Here is a 19,269-nt window from a genome sequence, read left to right as displayed (position 1 = left end):
CCCAAGGACGACGTGGAACGTCGTCCGCCCCCCGAGGGGAGCGAGAAAACTTGGGGCGGCCCGGCGTTTTCCCGGGAAGAGAAGGAGGAGCTGCTTCATGGGATGGGCCTGAAGACGATGTTCTGGGGGAGCTGGCCGGGCAGCCAGGTCAGGCGCACGCCGCTGTCGGATACCTGCTCGACGCGCCACTGGCCGTCGATGACGTCGCCGCGCTTGGCACTCAGCGCCTTGTTTGGGCCGGTCAGCAAGGCAACCTCGACCGCCTTGGCGCCCTCGCCTTCAATGACGCGGCCGATCATCTGGTAGGGCGCTGGCGGCGCGACTGGGGGCGGCGGTGGTGCAGCAGCGACCGGGGCTGGCGCCGGTGGAGGCGGCGGTGGCGGCGGGGGTTGCCAGGCAGCCAGTTGGGACGCGGGGGCCTCGGCCCAGGGTTGGCGGGCGCCGTCCACCGGCGCAGGCGCGGCAGAGGTTGGCGAAGCGGTGGCAACCGGGCGACGGGCTGGCGCTGCGACCGGCGTCACGGCCTCGTCATCGGGGCGCGTCGCCACCCAGGCCGTCGCGGCCAGCGTCGCGACGAGCGCGCCGCCGAGGGCAAGCTGACGGGGCGACGTCGGCTTCATGGCGCAGCCCTTCCGTGCAGCGACCACTGCAGTTCGGCATCGACATCGGCCGCCATCGGGCTGACACGGCGCAGCTTGACCGAGTCCAGGCTCAGCGCCGGATCATGTTCGAGTGCCGCGGCAATGAAGCGCCGCACCTGGCCGTAGCTGCCGGTGACCGGCATGGTCACGCGCAGCCGCTCCAGGCCCTCCGACGTGGACAGCCGGTGCTCGGTGCGCGCGCCAACGAGGTCCAGGCGGATGCTGAGCTCCAGCAGGTCGGCAAGGCGCTGCTGGCGGCTGCTCGATGGTGGCAGCGTGGCCTGCCATTGCTGCACGCTGACCGGCGCGGACGCTGCCGCCACGGCGGGACGGGCCTTGGCACGCAGCTCGCGGGCCTCGGTCTGCAACTTGACGGCCTGAGCGTCCCAACGCTGGCTGAGCACGACGGCGACCACGGCAAGAACCAATGCCGCCAGGCCGGCCAGACCGGGCCAGCCGAGCGCTTTGACCGGAGCCTTGATGAAGGCGGGCCGCTTCACGAGCCGCCTCCGGTCGCCACGCGGGCATTGATCTCGAAGCGCTGGCCCACCAGGCCCGTCTCGGCGGCCGAGAAGCGCGACAGCACGACCTGGCGCCAGCCCGGCGTCGTGCCAAGCTGCTCGGCCAGCTGCAGGGCCAATAACTTGTCGGGCGTCAGGCCTTCCAGGCGCAACTCGCCGCGGCCGGCGCTGGCGTCCAGGCCCAGCCAAGCGATGGTCTTGGCCTCAGCGCCCGCGGTCTCGACACGGGTCAGCAGTGGCTCCCAGGGCATGGCCAGCAAGGCGCGGGCTTCATTGGCCGAGCGGTTCTCGGCCGGTTCGGCGCGGCCGCGCGCGGCGGGCTTGGGTACCGATGCCGGGCGCAGCGTGGCGACGCGGTCGCGCGCGGCCTGGGCGACGTCGAGGCCGCGATGGCTGTCGACGGCACTCCATGCGGCCGTGGCCAGCACCAGAGCGCCGGTTGCGGCCAGCGGCCAGGCCAAGGGCGAGCGGCCGCTGCGCGGCAGGAAATCAGGCTGCGGCGTGACGGGGCCGGGCTGGGGAATGAGTTCGTCGGCGGGCGTGCCGACGGCGAGGGGCGCGTCGCCACCGAGATCGGCGATCTGCTGTACGCGGCGCGACTGCAGGCCGGTGACATGGCCGCGGTCGAGCTGGATGACGACGGCGATGTCGCCCTCATGCCAGACCGCGCGGCCCGAGCCGGCACGCGTTGCGGCGGGCAGCGACGCCAGCCAGGTGGCCCAGGCCGGCCGCACGGCGGCGAGGCGCACATTCGCAGTCTCGGCCTGGGTGCGCAGTGCGGCCAGGTCCAGCCCATGCAGAGCGGACGCGCCAGCCGTCTCGCCCAGCTTCCAAGGCGCAATCGCAAAGCGTTGCGCAGCGCTGCCGAAGTAATGGGCGAACTGCTGCTGGGCATAGGCCTGCACGGCGTCCAGATCGGCCAGCGGCAAGCCCGGCTCGGTGACCAGCTCGTGCAGGGCACGCGCGCTGACGACCACCTCCACGGCCGTGCCCGGTAGATCGCGGCACCAGGCCGCGAACTCGTCCCCGCCGGGCGTGACGAAGAGCCGCCGCGGCTTGGCCAGGCGTGCGGCGATTTGCCGGCGCAGGCGCTCACTCATCGAGGGTGACACGTTCCAGCTCCTCGAAAGTGGTGTCGCCGCGGCAGACCGCCGCCAGCGCCATCTCGCGCAGCGACTTCATGCCGCGGGCCTTGGCGGCCGCCTTGATCTCGGACATCGGCGCGCGCGCGGCAATCAGGTCGCGCAGGCCGTCGTCGAGCTTGAGCAGCTCGGCCACCGCGCGCCGGCCCTTGTAGCCGGTGCCGCGGCAGTGGCCGCAGCCCTCGCCCTTCAGGAAGTTGCCGTTGATGACGCCATGTCTTGTCAGGGTCGCGGCATCGGGCGTGAACGGCCGGGCGCAATGCTTGCACGTCAGGCGTACGAGCCGCTGGGCCAGCACCGCATTCAGCGCGGAGACCACGTTGTAGAGATCCAGCCCCATGTGCATGAAGCGGCCGATGACATCAAACGCGTTGTTCGCATGCACGGTGCTGAAGACCAGGTGACCGGTCAGCGCGGCCTGCACGGCGATCTGCGCGGTCTCGGCGTCGCGGATCTCGCCGACCATGACGCGATCCGGGTCGTGGCGCAGGATGGAGCGCAGGCCGCGCGAGAAGGTCAGGCCCTTCTTCTCATTGACCGGGATCTGCACAACACCGGCGAGCTGGTACTCGACCGGGTCTTCAATCGTGATGATCTTGTCGGCGCCGGTGTGGATCTCGGCCAGCGTCGCATACAGCGTCGTCGTCTTGCCGGAGCCGGTCGGGCCGGTCACGAGCAGCATGCCGTGGGGCTGGCGCGCCTGGTGCCGGATGGCAGCGCGCTCGTCGTCGCCGAAGCCGAGCGAATCCAGCGTCAGCGAACCGGCGCGGGCGATGGCGGCGCGGTCCAGGATGCGGATGACGGCGTCCTCGCCGAACACGCTGGGCATCACCGAGAGGCGGAAGTCGATCTCGCGGCCCTGCACGCGCAGCTTGAAGCGGCCGTCCTGCGGCAGCCGGCGCTCGCCGATGTCCAGCTCGGCCATGACCTTGAGGCGCGACACCAGCTGCTCGGCCACCTGCGGGCCCTCGACCTGGCGCACCACGGCCATGACGCCATCGACGCGGAAGCGGATCATGGCGCCGCGGGCCGTGCATTCGATGTGGATGTCCGACGCCGTGTCCTGCAGCGCGTCGTAGATGGTGGCGTTGAGCAGGCGCACGACGGGGCTGGCCTGCTCGCTCAGCGCCAGCGCCGACAGCTCCTCGGTGTGGTCTTCCACAGCGGTCAGCGCATCCTCGACGTCAGACAGCGCGCGGAAGTCGGCCTCGCCGGCGCCCAGGAAATGCGTCACCGCCTCGCTTGAGGCACGCTGCCAACCCACAGGCGCATTCAGCCGCGACTCGACGCTCTGCAGCAGCATCGCGTCCTCATCGCGCTCGGCGAGCAGCACGCGCCTGTCGTCGGCGCCCACGGCCAGCACGGCACGCCAGCGCTGGGCCTGGGCCTGCGGCCACTGCTCGAAGTCCAGGTGCCAGGGGCCCTGCTCGGCCGGCAGCCAATCCGCCAGGGAGGTCGTCATTGGACTTGCTCCACGAGCTGGAAGATCGGCAGGTACATCAGCACGATGATCCCGCCGATCAGCACGCCCATGATCAGCATCAGCGCCGGGTTGACGAGGCGGGACAGCAGGTCGGTCAGCCGCGCTGCCTCTTCGTCGTGGAAGGCGGCGGCGCGCTCCAGCATGGCCGCCACCTCGCCGCTGCGCTCACCCACGCGCAGCATGCGACGGGCGACCGGCGTGGCCAGGTCCTGCGAGTCAAAGGCGGCCGACAGGCGCTCGCCGCGCTCGATCTGCGCAGCTGCGGCCTGCACTGCGGCGCGCCACGGTGCGGCGACCACGTCGACGACGATGCGCAGCGCGGCCAAAGCCGGCACGCCCGAGGCCAGCAGCATGGCGAGAGACCGGTAAAGCCGCGCCAGCGCCAGCACGCGCAACCGCGGGCCCAGGCCCGGCAGCGTCCACAGCGCGGCTTGAGCGCGCTGGCGCACGACGGGCTGGCGCAGCAGCGTGAAGATCGCAAAGCCCACGGCTGCGATCCCGCCGATGACGAGGCCGGGATGCGCGCCGGCCGTCTGGCCGAACTCGATCAGCACACGCGAAGCCCACGGCAGGTCGGCGCTGGTCTGCTCCAGGATGCCGGCAAAGCGCGGCAGCACGTAGAGCAGCAGGAAAAGAATGACGAGGGAGCCGACACCGAGCAGCATCAGCGGATAGACCAGTGCGGCGACAAGTCGCGAGCGCAGCGCATCGACCCAGGCCAGATAGCGCGCATGCTGGGCCAGCGCCGTGGACAGCTGGCCGGTCTTCTCGTTGGCCGCGACGATGGCGCAGATCAGCTCGTCAAAGGCCTGCGGCTGCTGGCGCAGCGCGACGGACAGCGGCTGACCCTGCTCGATCTGGCTGGTGACGGCGTCGAGCGCCGCGCGCACGCCGGGCTGGCCTTCCTTCTCGCGCAGCGTGCTTAGCGCTTCCAGCAGGGCGATGCCGGCGTCCAGCAGCACGGCCAGTTCCTGGCTGAAGAGCTGCAGCGGGAATTTGCTGTTGCGGCGCCAGGGCTTGGCTCGCTCGGTGGCCACAGCAACCTCGCGCACCTCCAGCACGTGCTGCGGCGGCACGCCGAGCACAGCGGCCACGGCGGCGCGATCGGGCGCTTCGACCCGCTCGGTGCTGACGGCACCCGCGCGCAGGACGCGAGTCTGGAAAACAGCCATCACCAGCTGGTGAGGTCGGCATCCTCACCCTCGCCGCCGGGGCGGCCGTCCTTGCCGAAGCTCAGCAGGTCGTATTCGCCATGCTCGCCAGGGCTGCGGTATTGGTATTCATTGCCCCAGGGGTCCTTGGGTACGGCCTTGGAGAGATAGGGCCCCGCCCATTTCGGCTCGTCGGCAGGCCGGGTGACCAAGACGGCCAAGCCCTGCTCCGTGCTGGGGTAGCGGCCGACGTCCAGGCGGTATTGGTCGAGCGACTTGGTCAGCGCGTCGATCTGGGCGCGGGTCGCCTTGACCTCGCTCTTGCCGATCTGGCCGAAGAACTTCGGGCCGACGTAACCGGCCAGCAGGCCGATGATGACCATGACGACCAGAAGCTCAAGCAGGGTGAAGCCACGTGGGCGGGCAGGACGGGGTCGGAACATGGGGAGGCAGGGTACAGCGGGAGGGCGACTGTTCACCGGCGGGCGCCGTCGGGCAATCGGGATTTGACCGACCCGCATTCTCGCCGCGCCCCGCGCCCGCTCGGCAAGGCCGGCGCCGGTCGTCTGCCTACTGGGCGCGACCGCGGTCGCCGCGCTTCGCCAGCCCACACAGCAGGAGCACTCCGAGAGCCGCCAGCCACCACGTCCCAGGCTCGGGAACGGCTGCAGCCGCCGGGGCGAAGACGGCGAAGGCCACGGTTTCGTTGGTGAGCCAGATGCTGCATTGACCCGTCAGGACCGCGCTGGCATCCAGTACGGCACAGGCGCCCTGAAAGGCACCCTGGGGGTTGCCGTTGAAGTAGTCGTAGGCCACGGGCAAGTGCAGGATGGTCTCGTACCGGGGATCGCGGCCCACGTCGAAGAACTTCGTGTCGGCGCTCGTCACACCCAGCTGCCCGTTCAGCGTAGACGTGATCGCCAGCATCGCCGCGTTGGCGAAGTTTGAATCTGCCCATGAGGCGAGCTGGTGGTCGGGGTCGACAAACAGCTCGGAGAACTTGCCCACCGACACGGTAAGGTCGTAGTGCTGACCCAGGATCAGCAGATCCTTGATGCCGGTGACGCACCGGAAGCTGGTCTGGCTCGCGCAGGTGGACGCCTGGATGGCCGTGTCGGCCTTCGCGGCGATGGGCGACAGGCCCAGCACCAAGGCCAAAGCAAAGATGAAACGCTGAAGATTCATGGAACACTCCCCGAAATAGACGCTTTGGCGGGCGCGCGCGTCTTGTTCTTTACATTGTCTCCGCGTTGCCGCCTCGAGCTCGGGCGATTGATCACCGCCCCTCCGAATTGAGGGCCGGGAAACCACCCAAGCTGGCAGTCAGGGCGACTGCGCAATCGTGCAGGTGGTCGCGGCGTTGTCCGGGCAGGGCCCCTGCCAGCGGATGCGCGTGGCCGCAGCTGGCGGCAAGGGCGAACGGCCGTCCAGCGCCTGGCCCCGTACGCCGGTGAAGCTGGCCAGCGTCGTCCAGGTTGAGCCCTGCAGGTATTGCAGGCTGTAGCGACTGCCCGGCCGCAGGCTTCGTGTCTTGATCTGGTATTCGCCGGCGACGATGGCAAAGCTGGGCGTATCGCGGAAGGGCTGGGCCAGCGGCTCGCCGACAAACAGCCCCTGCCCCGGCCACTGCACCGCCTTCCAGTAGGCCTCGACGGCCGTCGCGCCGCGCCAGTACTGGTCGATGAGGACCGAGGCGCGCGAGAACTTCTGCTGCAGGTTGCAGGGCTCCTCCACCGTGCCGTAGCTGGCGGTTGCACCCGCGTCCAGCCAGGCCGTGATGGGCATCTGGCCGCCGCCCGAGGGCAGCACGCCGCCCGTTGAGGTCAGCGTGTCGGCCAGGGCACCGGCGCGGAATTGCAGCGACGACAGATTGGCGACGCTGCTCAACCCCGTCAGGTAGAACAGCATGCCGCTCTTGCCGGACAGCGCATTGGCGCTGGCCGGGCCGGCGCTGTTGTCGACATAGTTCAGCGCCAGGGCGCCGCTCCAGGCCGCCGGCAGGCCGGCGAAATCGTTCCAGCGCGCGCTGCGGTCGTCGTCCGTCGTGCGCACCAGCCAGCCCTCGCCGGCTGGCCGGCTGCCATCGGCCGCAACGCCGCGGTTGATCAGCGCCTGGGCGGCCGCCAGCGTGCGTGCACCCAGCAGCATGGAGGGGCGCATCTGCAATTCGGCTTGCGGCCGGCGCGCCTCGCTGTCATAGAGCGGCGAGGCGGCCGTGTTCGCGCAGGCCTCGGTCAATGGGCTGGGGTTGCAGTAGCGCGTGTCAAAACCGAAAGCCATCGCGCTGGTGATGCCCATGCTGCAGGCGCCAGTGACCCGGCTGGGGGCAGCCCAGGTCAGCAGCGTGGCCTGGATGCCGGCCGGCAATCTGGCATCGATGTCGGATTTCAACAACGCAAAGTCGGCCGCGGAAATCGCGTCCTGGGCTGTATTAACCCTTACGCGGATCAGATTCGCCGCCGGCACGCCACGCGCTGCCAGATAGGCGGCGCCGACGGCCTCGCTGAGGACATCACCCTCGGCCACGATGACGGCCAGGTCGGCCGGCGTCAGGCCGTTGGCGGGCAGGGCCAGCGTCAAGGTCTGCCCCATGCCACCACCCCCGCCGCCGTCCCCTCCCGTGCCGCCGCCTCCGCCGCCGCAGGCACTCAGCAAGGTCATCAACAACGGCGGCAGCAAGCGGTTCAAAGGGCTCATGGGGGCCATTCTTGCAGCGCAGGTCGACCGTTAGTTGCGCACAATTTTGGTGCCCGTCCGCACCTTTCGCGGCCAGAGAACCCGGGCTTACCCCAGTGTCGTGCACCGTGGCGGGGCAATACATTTTCAGCACTCGACGCGGTTCCGGGCTCTGGTTCAGGACCGCCGGGCGGGTTGTGAGGAGACAAGACAAGCGCCAAGCGCACATGGTTGCTTCGTAACCCCGAAGACAATCCACCGGCCACCAAGGCACCCCTTGGTGGCCGTTTTCTTTGTGGGGCCGAAGGCCCCTCGCCTGGTCTCGCACGCTGAACGCGGCGTGTCCAGTCGGTCTTGCAGACCGCGCTGCGGCAGTGCCGCAGCTCTTCGGCAGGCACATCGCGCCCACTGGGCGTAATGTGTCCGGCCTCAGCCCCCGAGGGGACGGCGATTGACCGGGCATCAAGCCCGGTCAACATCGCCCGACGGGCCGGCTCGGGAGCGGCCCAGCGCTCGGCCCGGCGAAGGCACGACGGCCGCCTGATGGAATCAAAGACATGCTCGAACTCGCCACGGTTGCCCTCGCCTCCCTGCTCGCAGGCTTCATTGACGCAGTAGCCGGCGGCGGCGGCCTGGTGCTGGTACCGGCGCTGTTCAGCACCTTCCCCAATGCCGCACCAGCCACGCTGCTGGGCACGAACAAGGGCGCGTCCGTGTGGGGCACCGGCTGGGCGACGCTGCAATATGTGAAGCGGGTCGACCTGCCCTGGAAGCGCCTGATGCCGGCGGCGGTGCTTGCCGGCGTGGGCAGCTTCGCCGGCGCCTGGGTCCTGACCCTCGTCAGCGCCGACGGCCTGCGCAAGGCCCTGCCGCTGGTGCTGGCGGCGGTGCTGATCTACACCCTGGCCAAGAAGGACCTCGGCCGCGAGCACACACCGCGTTTCACGGGCCGTGCCGAGGTGCTGGTGGCCGGCGGTATCGCGCTGGCCGTGGGCTTCTACGACGGTTTCTTCGGGCCCGGCACGGGCAGCTTCTTCGTCTTCCTGTTCGTGCGGCTGCTGGGTTACGACTTCCTGCACGCCTCGGCGACGGCCAAGCTGATGAACCTGCTGACGAATGCGTTCGCGATCGCCCTGTTCGTCAGCAAGGGCCACATCTGGTGGCAGGTCGCGGCGGTGATGGCGGTAACCAACGTGGCGGGCAGCCTGCTCGGCACCCGGCTGGCCCTGAAACATGGCGCCGGCTTCGTGCGCGGCGTCTTTGTCATCGTCGTCGGCGCTCTCATCCTCAAAACAGCCTGGGACGCCTTCTTCCGCTGATCTACCATCAAGCATTCCCTAGCGCCCTTATTCACCATGCCCGTCGATCCTCAACTGCGCAATCTGGACATCGAGATCCCGACCCAGCCCGAGGTCCTGGTCAAGCTCTCGCTGCTGATGGCAGCCGAGGACATCGACCTGCAGGCCATGTCCTCCCTGGTCGAGACCGACATGGCCCTGGCGGCCGCCGTCATGAAGGCGGTCAACTCCTCGCTGTACGGCCTGCGCGGCCGCGTGCAGACCGTGCACCAGGCGCTGACCTACCTGGGTATGCGCGAGGTCGCGGCCATCACCTTCGAGATGGGTCTGCGCGCCGCCTTCCCAGCCGCAGCCGAGCTGGAGCAAGTCTGGTCGCGCGCCTCGCAGCGTGGCCTTCTGATGGGCCGCATGGGCCAGATGCTGGGCGTCGACCCCTGGGCCGCCCACTCGGCCGGCCTGTTCGAGGAATGCGGCAAGGCGGTGCTCTATCGTCATGCGCCGACGCACTACCCGGCCATGCTGCGCGCCGCCCCCCGCGATGCCGAACTGGTGGAGCTGGAGAGGACGGCTTTTGGCGTCAGCCATGACGCCCTGGGTGCGGCCCTTTGCGAGAGCTGGGGCCTGGCCCCGGCGGCTGTGGCCAGCGTGCGCTATCACGTCGAGATCCAGGCCTCGCTGACCATGCCGGAAAGCCTGGCCCGGCGCAGCGTCGCCGCCATCTCGACGGTCGCCTGGGCCCTGCTCGGCCATCCGGACCAGCTCGATGAGATTGCCAGTCAGATCGCACCCCAGGCGCAGCTGGACGAGACCCTCGTGTTGCGCGCGGCCCGCCGCGTCAACGAGCAACTGCTGGCTGCTCAAGAACACGGTCGCTGAAGCGTCCGGGCCGAGCGCCGGGCCGCTCCCAAGCCGGCCCGTTTGGCGATGTGCTTGCGGCTCGAAGCCGCAAGCATCGCCGTCCCCTCGGGGGCTGAGGCCGGACACATTACGCCCAGTGGGCGTGATGTGCCTGCCGAAGAGCTGCGGCACTGCCGCAGCGCGGTCTGCAAGACCGACCAGGTTGGCGCGCGTTCAGCGCCGCCAGACTGGGCGAGGGGCCAGTGGTTTCAGGCCGCGAGGCTGAGCCGGTCTCGCCCGGCGTGCTTGGCGATATAGAGCGCCTCGTCAGCCGCCTGCAGCAGCGCTTGTGCGCTCAGATACGGATGGGCCGGGCTGGCCGCCGCCAGGCCGACGCTCAGCGTCAAACTGCCCTGGCCATCCGGCAGGCGCAGCGCCCGCAGTTCATCCCGCAATGACTCCAGCACGCCCTGGGCCTCGGCCATGCCGAAGCCGGGCAGCAGAGCGACGAACTCCTCGCCGCCCAGGCGGGCGACGACATCGGTGTCGCGCTTGAAGCGCTCGCTCAGCAGGCTCGCGACGCGCTGCAAGGCCGTATCGCCGACGGCCGTGCCATGGATGAGGTTGAACTGCTTGAACTGGTCCAGGTCCAGCACCGCCAGCGCCAACAGGCCTCGCAGCCGCTGGGCCCGCTTGAATTCACGGCGCAGGGCCTCGTCGAAGGCGCGTTGGTTGGCGATGCCGGTCAGCGCATCGATGCGTGCGAGGCTGGCGAGCTCGCGTTGGTTGGCCTCCAGGGCGCTGTGGGCCTCCTGCAGCAGATGACGCTGCTGGGCCAGCTCGCGCCGGAGCTCGCGGGCGGCCTGGTCCTGCTGCCACAGCGAGCCGCGGGCGCGCAGCATGGCGTGGCCGATACGGTCCAGCTCGGCGGCGAGGCCGGGCGTTGGCACAGCGGCTTCGGGCGTCAGCGGCACCGGGGCAGATTCCATCGCCTCGCAGCCGGCCGCCAACCGGCGCAACGGCCGCAGCAACAGGGCCTCGATGAGGATGAGCTGGGCGGCGCTGAGCAGCAGCACCAGCCAGGCCGTGCGGGCCAGCCCCTCGGCCGGAGACTCGTAATTCCCCAGGCTCCACTCGAAGACAGCGACGATGGCAGCGGTCAGCAGGGGCACCGCGAGCGTCAACCGCAGCCGCAGCGAACCCAGCCGGCGCGTGCTGACGTGGTTCAGGGGTTCGGCAAGGGAATCGGTGCTCATCGGTGAGGCGGACTGCGGAACAAATTGTCACGGCCGCAGCGCGCCCTGTGCGGGCTGTTGTCTCGGGGTTTGTCAGGGGTCGCGACGCCTCGAGAAACCCAGGTGGCTTCGCTCCCTCAGTAGGGCACCTGATCCGACGGGTACTTCCAGAAGTCCTTGAGCAGGTAATTCATCGGCAGGTTCAGCGCCTTGTTCTTGGGCGGAATCGGCTTCATGAACCAGCGCTCGTAGATGGCGTGCGCCTCATGGCTGGTGATGAGGCGCTTCATCTCGTCGTCAACGATGGCCTTGAGCTCCGGGTCGTTCTTGGGCAGCACGATGGCCAGAGGCTCGATGGTCAGGAACTTGCCGACGACGCTGAACTTGGCCGCATCGGGCCGCGCCGAGACGATGCCGTAGAGCAGCACGTCGTCCATGACGAAGCCATCCGCCTGGCCGGCGGCCAGCATCTCCATGGCCTTGGCGTGGTCGGGGGCTTCGATGATGTTGATGTGCAGGGCGCGCTCGTTGTTGGCCTGGGTGATGGACTTCAACGGCGTCGTGCCCTTGGTGGAGACCAGCGTCTTGCCGTCGAACTGGGCCAGCTCAGCAATGCCGCTGTCAGCCCTGACGAGGTAGCGCGCACCGGTGATGTAGTGCGGCACCGTGAAGGCGACCTTCTCGCGGCGCTCGGCGTTGTTGGTCGTCGAGCCGCATTCCATGTCGGCCTTGCCGTCGGCCACCATCTGGATGCGGTTGGCCGGCGTCACCAGCAGGAACTGCGGGTTCAGCGTGCTCATCTTCAGCTTCTTGCGCACGCCTTCGGCAAGCTTGAGGCAGAGATCCACCGCATAGCCGACCGGCCGGCCATCGGGCAGCAGATAGCTGAAAGGCACGGACGACTCGCGATGCGCCAGCACGATGCGACCGCTGGCCTGGATGCGCTCCAGCGCCGGGCCGGCTTCGGCCGTGGCAGCAGCGCCGAGGCCGGCGGCGAGGGCGAGGAGGAGCGGCGACAGGGTTTTCATGGCCGAGCCATTGTGATCCAGACCCCTGGAATTGAGCCATGCGAAGTTGGTGTCGGTTGATGCTTGCGGCCCCCGGCCCAACAAGCCGCGGCGGCATCGTTCACGATGCGGCGGCAGTGGCGGCGCCAATATCCTCTGTCACCGTGCGGTTGCGCCCCGCCCGCTTCGCTTCGTAGAGCGCCTTGTCCGCCGCGGCCAGCAGGTCGGTGAAGCTCGTGGCGCTGGCCGGCAGCATGGCCAGGCCGACCGATAGCGTCGCGCCGACGGTGCCACCATCGGGCGTCACGAAGGGCGCCTCCTGCACCATCAGGCGGATGCGCTCCGCCACCTCGCAGGCACCCGTCAGGTCGGTGCGTGGCAGCAACACGATGAACTCCTCGCCGCCGTAGCGCGCCGCCAGATCGCCGGTGCGCAGCGAACGCAGGATCAGCCCGCCAACCTGGCGCAGCACCTCATCGCCGACCGGATGGCCGTGGCCGTCGTTGATGGCCTTGAAGTGGTCGATGTCCAGGAACAGGCAGGCCAGCGGGTATCGATGGCGCACGGCCTGGCTGAACTCGATGAGGCTGCGGTGGTCGAAGTAGCGGCGGTTGTGCACGCCGGTGAGGCCGTCCGTCATGCCGGCGCGGCGCAGGCGCTCGCGGTTGAGCATGCTCTCGATGGCTATTGCCGCGATGGCCGACAGGCGGTCGAGGAACTTGGTGCCCGAGGCGGCGTCGTAGCGTTCGGGGTCGCGCGAGCCCAGGTGCAGGCTGCCGATCAAGAGGCCCTGGCGGATCAGCGGCAGCAGGGCCGCGGAACGCACGCCGGCTTGCATGTCGAAGGCCTTGGCGAGCAGCGCCTCGTCCGGGCCCGGGCCGATGAGGCGGGCCGTGCGCGCGGCGCCGAACAGGTCCTTCAGCGGGCCATGGCTGTCCAGCAGCCGCGGCGCCTTGATCATGGGCAGGGCCGGCAGGGCGCGGCGCAGCTCTTCCTCGGGGTCCAGAAGCCAAAGCTCGGCGGCGTCCAGGCCGAAATCGTCGCGGCAGTCGACCAGCAGCAGGTTGACCAACTCCTCCATCGAACTCACCGCGATGAGGCGGCGCTCCAGCGCGTCGAAGCGATCCAGCTTGCGCTCATTGGCCTTGGCGGCGTCAAGCAGGGACTGCAGCTGGCGGCGCAGTTCCTGGACCTGGGCTTGGGGATTGGGCGGCGCGTTCATTCGGGCGCGATTGTGAGGGCCGCGCGTTCGAAGCTCCGCGGCTGGCCTGTAACGGGGTCCATGAATGCAATCGCCCGCGCCACCAGCTGCAGCGGCGCGTCAAAGCGCGGCGGGTTCTCGTGAGGCTGCAGCACGGGGTAGATGCGATCGCCGACGAGCGGCAGACCCAGGGCATTCATCTGCACGCGCAGCTGATGCCGCAGGCCCGTGCGCGGGCGCAGCTCGTAGCGGGCCAGGCCGCCGGGGAGAGCCTCGACCAGGTCCACCCAGGTTTCGGCATTGGGCTCGCCGTCAACGACCTGCATCTGCATGAAGGCCTCCGTGTCGGGCTCCACGAGGCGGTGGCGCACGACGCGCGGCCAGGGGCCGGGGCCGAGCGGCGCAATGGCGTCGTAGACCTTGGCGACGGCGCGGTCGCGGAACAGGCGGTGGTAGGCGTCGCGCTCGTCACGGCGGAGGTTGAAGACGACGAGGCCCGCCGTTTCGCGGTCCAGCCGATGCACGGGATTGAGGTCCGCCAGGCCGGTGGCGTGGCGCAGACGTGCCATCAGCGTCTGCCGAGCGTAGATGCCGCTGGGCGTCACCGGCAGGAAATGCGGCTTGTCGGCGACAAGGAGGTGCTCGTCCTGGAAGACGATGCGCTCGCCGGCCGGAATGTCGGGCTCGACGTCCAGGTGGCGCCAGTAGTAGACGCGCCGATCGCCACGGTAGGGCGAGTCGACGACCGCGTGGCCGACGTCGTCCACCACGTCGCCGCGCGCGAGGCGTTCCGGCCAGTCGACCACGCGCGGCAGGCGCTCGGCGAGGAAGGCGGCCATGGAGCCCCAGGGCCCGGCGGGACAGAACACGGCACTTGCCGCGACGCCTTCGCGCAGCGGCAGGACCGGCTTGGGCGGTCTCGCCACGGCCTATTCGATGCGCGGCCCGCCGCGGGCGCGTTCGTCCATGTAGGCGTTCAGCCGCTTCATGTCCTGGGGCTCGGCACGGTTGCCGCGCCATTGACGCACCCAGGCCTCGCGGTTGGGCTCCCGGGCGAGCTTGCGCACCGCGGCGTCGATGGCCTCGATATGCCGCCTGCCCTGCGGCGTGCGGCTGCAGGAGACCGTGGCCAGCAACGTGCTCAGGCCCTCGGCCACCGGCAGCGCCACCAGGGCGCCGGGGTCGCCGACGCGGGCCAGGTATTCCTTGACGACGCTGGGGTACTCCAGCGTGTAGTCCATGCGACCGGCGCGCAGCATGTCCAGCAGCTGGGTGCTGAGCTGGGCGCCGACAGCCAGCCGTGGCACGACCTGGTGTGACAGCAGGCTGTCGATCTGCGCGCCGAAGGCGCGGTCCCGTGCCAGCAGCAGGCGCAGGTCCTGGCGCTTGAGCAGGTCGGCCAGCACGAGGCGGCCGTCCCCGGGCCGGGCCTGGGACAGCTCGGCCAGCCGCTGGCGCGGCACGATGACATGGATCTCGCGCGAGATCAGCGGCGGGTAGAGGTGCGAGAAATAGAGCCACTGCAGGCGCTCGGGCGTGCGCACATGCAGGGTCGAGCACAGGGTCTCGCCGCGGCGGCTCTCGGCCTCATAGCGGGCGGTGCTGGCCTCGACGAACTCATGCCGGAACTCGGGCATGCGCGCCAGCAGCACGCGCATGAAGCCGTCCACCTCGCCGTGGCCCAGCTCGGCCACGCTGCGCGGCGGCTGGCCCTGCACGAAGCTGAAGTGCGGCGGCACATCCTGCGCCACCCAGCGGATGGTGTCGGCGGGCGACGCAACAGAGGACGCTGCCGCGGCCGTGAAAACCAGTGCGGCTACCGCCAACGCCCCACGCACTTCAGCGACCCCGTTTTTCGGGCCGAGCGCTGGGCCGCTCCCGAGCCGGCCCGCCATGGCGATGTGCTTGCGGCTCAATGCCGCAAGCATCGCCGTCCCCCAGGGGGCTGAGGCTGGACACATGGCGCCCAGTGGGCGGCATGTGCCTGCCGAAGGGCTGCGGGCTTGCCCGCTGCGCGGTCGGCAAGACCGACCGGGCGCGCCCGCGTACAGCGCGGCGCGACTGGGCGAGGGGCTCCATTTCAATCTCCCTCGACCCACTCCATGCGCGCCCCGAGTTCGCCGATGTGCTCGACGAAATTGGGGTGGGCGCGGCGGATCGGCGTCGCGTTCTTGATCACGCTCTTGCCGGGAATGCTGGCCGCCACCATCAGCAGCGCAATGGCGACGCGGATGATGTAGGGGCTCTCGACCTCGGCCGGGCTCAGCGGCTTGCCGCCGAAGGTGATCATGCGGTGCGGGTCGCTCAGGAAGGCGTGGGCGCCGAACTTGGCCAGCTCGCTGGTCCAGCCCATGGCGCCGTCATAGACCTTGTTCCAGAACATCACGCTGCCTTCGGCCTTGACGCCCAGGGCCACGAAGATGGGCAGCAGGTCCACCGGCACATAGGGCCAGGGCGCGGCTTCCACCTTCTGCAGGATGTTGCGGGTGAAGGGCTCCTTCACCTTCAGCGGGCCATTGGTCACGCAGCGGCTCCAGCCGTCCTCGTGGACGATCTGCACGCCGAACTTGGCGAAGGTGCGGTCCAGCAGCGGGAACATCTCCGGCGCGCCGTTCTTGACCTGCACGTTGCCGCCGGTGATGGCGCCCAGGGCCAGGAAGGTGACGATCTCGTGGAAGTCTTCGGTGAAGGTGTAGTCGGCGCCGCCCAGCTCCTGCACGCCGGTGATCTTCAGCTTGGACGTGCCATGGCCCTCGATCTTTGCGCCCAGCAGCGACATGAAGTTGCAGAACTCCTGCACATGCGGCTCGCTGGCGGCATTGGTCAGCGTGGACACGCCGTCGGCCAGTGCCGCGCACAGCACGAAGTTCTCGGTCGTCGTGACGGAGGCGTAGTCGGTCCAGTGATGGTTGGCCGTCAGCGGGCGGTGCACGCGCAGCACCAGGCCGTCGGGCAGGCGCTGGACCTGGGCGCCGAAGCGCTCGAACACCTCGACGTGCGGATCGATCTCGCGTGCACCCAGCGTGCAGCCCTTGACGTCGTCCTCGATGCGGGCGGCGCCGAAGCGGGCCATCAGGCCCGGCACCAGCATGATGGAGGAGCGCATCTCCTCGGGCAGGCGGTCGGTGGCCGGGTCGAAATGGGTGTCGCGGTGGTGGACGTCGAGGATGCCGGTCTTGAAATCCAGCTCGACCTGCGAGCCGAGCTTGCGGAAGACCTCGACGATCTTCTTGACGTCGGTGATCTCGGGCACACCGCGCAGGCGCACCGGCTGCTTGGTCAGCAGCGTGGCGCAGAGGATGGGCAGGACGGCGTTTTTGTTCGCCGAGGGAATGATGCGGCCCGAGAGGGGCGTGCCGCCGTGGACGATCAGATGAGACATCGAATGAGGGGATTTCGGTGCGCGCAAGCGGCGCGCGGTGGCATTGTCGGCGTTTGCGGCGCGGCGCATCCGCCGCCGCCCGGAAGCTTTGTTCCGAACTGGGGGAATCAATCTTCCGCCGCGGGGTCCGGTCGCGGGTCTATCCAGCGGCGCCGACGACGCCGCATCCAGCGGACAGCGTTGTTATGCTGGCGCGACCAGTCCGGGTCATTTCAGACCTCCGACGACAGGGAGGTGATCCGTGCGCCAGCCAACTGACGAGGACAAGCCTCGCCCCACCCGCCGCCGAGCCGGCGGCAGCGCCGTGCTGCTGGCGCTGCTGGCCGCCCCCGCAACGGCGCAGGACCTGAGCGATCTGTCGCTGGAGCAGCTGTCCAACATCGAAATCAGCTCGGTGTCGCGGCGTATCGAGAAGCTGGCGCAGGTGCCGGCTTCGCTGTACGTGATCAGCGCCGAGGCGATACGCCGCTCAGGCGCGCGCAGCCTGCCCGAGGCGCTGCTGCTGGCGCCCAACCTGCAGGTCGCGCGGCTCAACGCCAACCAGTACGCCATCAGCGCCCGGGGCTTCAACGACKCGRTGGGCAACAAGCTGCTGGTGCTGATCGACGGCCGCACGGTCTACGCGCCCTATTTCTCGGGTGTGCAATGGGACCAGCAGGACGTGCTGCTGGACGACGTCGCCCGCATCGAGGTCATCAGCGGCCCGGGCGGCAGCGTCTGGGGCACGAACGCGGTCAATGGGGTGATCAACATCATCCGCCGGCCGGCCGCGGACACGGGGCTGCTGCTGCGCGCCGACGCCGGCACCGACGAGCGCTCGGCCGCGCTGCGCCTCGGCGGCAAGCTGCCGCTGCAAGGCGACTGGCGCGCCTACGCCAAGCTGCTGCAGCGCGATGCCACCGAGACCGAAGCCGGCGTGGCCGTGACGGACAAGTCGCGACGCTGGCAACTGGGCTGGCGCGCCGACTGGCTGAGCGGCGAGGACGGGCTGACCGTGCAGGGCGACGTCTACCGCGGCGATACGGCAGACCGCCTGAGTGGCACACGCAACCTCGGCGGCGTCAGCACGTCGGGGCAGAACCTGCTGGCGCGCTGGACTGGCCGGCTGGACGGCGGCTCGCGGCTGCGCCTGCAGGCCTACTACGACCATGTGCGGCGCGAGGACACGATCCTGTACAGCCCGCGCTTCACGGTGCTGGACCTGGAGGCGCAGCACAGCTTGGCCTGGGGCGCGCACCAGATCGACTGGGGCGGCGGCTGGCGGAGCTCGCGCGACCACATCGCGCCGGGGCTGGTGTTCGGCTTCGTGCCCGAAAGCGCGCGGCAGCAATGGCACAACCTGTTCGTGCAGGACGAGCTGACCCTGGCGGACGGCTGGCGGCTGACGGCGGGCACGAAGTTCGAGCACAACGACTACACCGGCTGGGAGACGCTGCCGTCGCTGCGCCTGGCCTGGTCGCCGTCGGCGCGCTGGCAGTGGTGGGCCTCGCTGTCGCGCGCGGTGCGCGCGCCGGCCCGGCTGGACCGCGACCTGCGCCTGCCGCCCAAGCCGCCCTTCATCATCGCGGGCGGGGCCGACTTCGTGTCGGAGGTCGCGCGCGTGGTCGAGCTGGGCCACCGCGGCCAGCCGAGCAGCACGCTGAGCTATGCGCTGACGCTGTACCAGCATGACTGGCAGAAGCTGCGCAGCGGCCAGCCGCCGCCCAACGCCGTGGTGCAGAACATGATCGCCGGCAACAGCTGGGGCCTGGAAGCCTGGGCGCACTGGCAGCCGCTGCCCTTGCTGCGCTGGAGTGCCGGCTTCAATGCCCTGCAACAAGATCTGGCCGTGCAGCCGGGCAGCCGCGACCCGGTGGGGCCGTCCGCGCTGGGCAACGACCCGCCGCGGCAATGGCAGCTGCGCGCCACGCTGCAGCCGGCGGATCGCCATGAGCTGGACGTGGCGCTGCGCCATGTCGCCGCGCTGCCGAAGCCGGCCGTGCCCGCCTACACGGTGCTGGACTTCAACTACGGCTGGCGCGCCACCCCCACGCTGGCGCTGACGCTGGGCGGCCGCAACCTGCTGCATGGCCGCCATGCCGAGGCCAATGCTGCGCCGGGCCGCAGCGTCTTCGGGCCCGAGGCCTACGCGCAACTGCGGTGGACCCCGTGACACCGGCGCGGCGCAGGCCGCTGCTGGCCTTCGCGCTGGGCTTGCTGACGGCCGGCATGAGCCATGCACAGACCGATGACGCCGGCGGCGAGGTGCGCATCAAGGCCGAGTTCCTCTACAAGTTCACGGCCTATGTGGATTGGCCCGACGGCGCGCTGGGTGCTATCGATGCGCCCTTTGTCATCGGCGTGCAGGGCTCGGAAGCCATGCTCGGCGAGCTGAGCCAGACCCTGCAGGGGCGCACGGTGCAGGCGCGGCCGGTACAGGTGCGGCGCGTGCGCGCGGCCGATGCCGACCCGGCCGTGCACCTGCTATTCCTGGCTCAGGGCGAGACGGCCAGCGCACGGCGCGGGCTGCTGCTGGTCAGCGAGGGCGCTTCCGGCGAGGCCTCGCCGCGCGCCGGCGCCATTCAGTTTCTGGTCGTTGGCGGGCGCGTGCGTTTCGATGTGCTGCTTGACGGCGCGGAACGCGCTGGCCTTCGCATGAGCTCACGGTTGCTGTCCGTCGCTCACAAGGTGCATGCGGCGGCGCGCTGAAGCTGCG

At 69.8% G+C, this 19,269-nt stretch carries 18 protein-coding genes; 4 read left to right on the top strand and 14 right to left on the bottom strand.

Annotated features, from left to right (window positions below):
- Window positions 1-95: 95 nt before the first annotated feature.
- From ACXJKM_RS10945 to ACXJKM_RS10910, 8 genes are all read right to left on the bottom strand, one after another.
- Complete coding sequence (locus ACXJKM_RS10945) at window positions 96-620, bottom strand: hypothetical protein (RefSeq protein ID WP_056200554.1); 525 nt, start codon at window positions 618-620, stop codon at window positions 96-98.
- A complete protein-coding gene (locus tag ACXJKM_RS10940; RefSeq protein ID WP_056200556.1) occupies window positions 617-1,141 on the bottom strand; it encodes a hypothetical protein in 525 nt (174 codons plus the stop codon). Before ACXJKM_RS10940 ends, ACXJKM_RS10945 begins: the two co-directional genes overlap by 4 nt.
- The gene (locus tag ACXJKM_RS10935; RefSeq protein WP_457352297.1) at window positions 1,138-2,262 is read right to left on the bottom strand and encodes a hypothetical protein; all 1,125 of its coding nucleotides are present in this window, start codon (window positions 2,260-2,262) and stop codon (window positions 1,138-1,140) included. Before ACXJKM_RS10935 ends, ACXJKM_RS10940 begins: the two co-directional genes overlap by 4 nt.
- Window positions 2,255-3,766 (bottom strand): GspE/PulE family protein, encoded by a 1,512-nt coding sequence (locus ACXJKM_RS10930; protein ID WP_457352295.1) that lies wholly within the window; start codon window positions 3,764-3,766, stop codon window positions 2,255-2,257. The genes ACXJKM_RS10935 and ACXJKM_RS10930 overlap by 8 nt, the downstream gene beginning before the upstream one ends.
- Window positions 3,763-4,959, bottom strand: coding sequence for a type II secretion system F family protein (locus ACXJKM_RS10925; RefSeq protein ID WP_457352293.1), 1,197 nt, complete (start codon window positions 4,957-4,959; stop codon window positions 3,763-3,765). Before ACXJKM_RS10925 ends, ACXJKM_RS10930 begins: the two co-directional genes overlap by 4 nt.
- On the bottom strand, window positions 4,959-5,381 hold the full coding sequence (gspG, locus tag ACXJKM_RS10920; RefSeq protein WP_457352291.1) for a type II secretion system major pseudopilin GspG: 423 nt from the start codon (window positions 5,379-5,381) through the stop codon (window positions 4,959-4,961). The genes ACXJKM_RS10925 and gspG overlap by 1 nt, the downstream gene beginning before the upstream one ends.
- 127 nt (window positions 5,382-5,508) lie before the next feature.
- Window positions 5,509-6,123: a PEP-CTERM sorting domain-containing protein gene (locus ACXJKM_RS10915; protein WP_457352289.1), complete on the bottom strand. Its 615-nt coding sequence runs from the start codon at window positions 6,121-6,123 to the stop codon at window positions 5,509-5,511.
- Between the two features lie 138 nt (window positions 6,124-6,261).
- Window positions 6,262-7,635, bottom strand: coding sequence for a TIGR03790 family protein (locus ACXJKM_RS10910; RefSeq protein WP_457352287.1), 1,374 nt, complete (start codon window positions 7,633-7,635; stop codon window positions 6,262-6,264).
- Between the two features lie 536 nt (window positions 7,636-8,171).
- On the opposite strand from ACXJKM_RS10910, the gene ACXJKM_RS10905 reads away from it, so the two are divergent.
- On the top strand, window positions 8,172-8,933 hold the full coding sequence (locus ACXJKM_RS10905; protein ID WP_457352285.1) for a TSUP family transporter: 762 nt from the start codon (window positions 8,172-8,174) through the stop codon (window positions 8,931-8,933).
- 36 nt (window positions 8,934-8,969) lie between these two features.
- Window positions 8,970-9,788: an HDOD domain-containing protein gene (locus ACXJKM_RS10900; RefSeq protein WP_056200578.1), complete on the top strand. Its 819-nt coding sequence runs from the start codon at window positions 8,970-8,972 to the stop codon at window positions 9,786-9,788.
- Between the two features lie 230 nt (window positions 9,789-10,018).
- On the opposite strand, the gene ACXJKM_RS10895 is transcribed toward ACXJKM_RS10900, so the two are convergent.
- From ACXJKM_RS10895 to ACXJKM_RS10870, 6 genes are all read right to left on the bottom strand, one after another.
- Window positions 10,019-11,005 carry a GGDEF domain-containing protein gene (locus tag ACXJKM_RS10895; RefSeq protein ID WP_056200581.1) on the bottom strand — a complete coding sequence of 329 codons (987 nt, stop codon included), beginning with the start codon at window positions 11,003-11,005 and terminating at the stop codon, window positions 10,019-10,021.
- Window positions 11,006-11,121: 116 nt separating this feature from the next.
- A complete protein-coding gene (locus ACXJKM_RS10890; RefSeq protein WP_457352282.1) occupies window positions 11,122-12,012 on the bottom strand; it encodes an amino acid ABC transporter substrate-binding protein in 891 nt (296 codons plus the stop codon).
- Window positions 12,013-12,112: 100 nt separating this feature from the next.
- Window positions 12,113-13,213 (bottom strand): DUF484 family protein, encoded by a 1,101-nt coding sequence (locus ACXJKM_RS10885; RefSeq protein WP_457352280.1) that lies wholly within the window; start codon window positions 13,211-13,213, stop codon window positions 12,113-12,115.
- Window positions 13,210-14,118 (bottom strand): pseudouridine synthase, encoded by a 909-nt coding sequence (locus tag ACXJKM_RS10880; RefSeq protein ID WP_457352278.1) that lies wholly within the window; start codon window positions 14,116-14,118, stop codon window positions 13,210-13,212. The genes ACXJKM_RS10885 and ACXJKM_RS10880 overlap by 4 nt, the downstream gene beginning before the upstream one ends.
- Window positions 14,119-14,121: 3 nt before the next feature.
- Window positions 14,122-15,120 (bottom strand): TIGR02285 family protein, encoded by a 999-nt coding sequence (locus tag ACXJKM_RS10875; protein WP_457352276.1) that lies wholly within the window; start codon window positions 15,118-15,120, stop codon window positions 14,122-14,124.
- A 152-nt stretch (window positions 15,121-15,272) separates the two neighbouring features.
- Window positions 15,273-16,574, bottom strand: coding sequence for a UDP-N-acetylglucosamine 1-carboxyvinyltransferase (locus tag ACXJKM_RS10870; protein ID WP_056200595.1), 1,302 nt, complete (start codon window positions 16,572-16,574; stop codon window positions 15,273-15,275).
- Window positions 16,575-16,815: 241 nt separating this feature from the next.
- Between ACXJKM_RS10870 and ACXJKM_RS10865 the strand changes: the two genes are divergently transcribed.
- Window positions 16,816-18,726, top strand: coding sequence for a TonB-dependent receptor plug domain-containing protein (locus ACXJKM_RS10865; RefSeq protein ID WP_457352274.1), 1,911 nt, complete (start codon window positions 16,816-16,818; stop codon window positions 18,724-18,726).
- Window positions 18,714-19,262 carry a YfiR family protein gene (locus ACXJKM_RS10860; protein ID WP_056200601.1) on the top strand — a complete coding sequence of 183 codons (549 nt, stop codon included), beginning with the start codon at window positions 18,714-18,716 and terminating at the stop codon, window positions 19,260-19,262. The genes ACXJKM_RS10865 and ACXJKM_RS10860 overlap by 13 nt, the downstream gene beginning before the upstream one ends.
- Window positions 19,263-19,269: the final 7 nt, after the last annotated feature.

It is taken from the genome of Roseateles sp. P5_D6 (genome assembly GCF_054049415.1).
The sequence above is the reverse complement of the archived record's forward strand: the minus strand, read 5'-3'. Positions and strand labels throughout refer to the sequence as shown.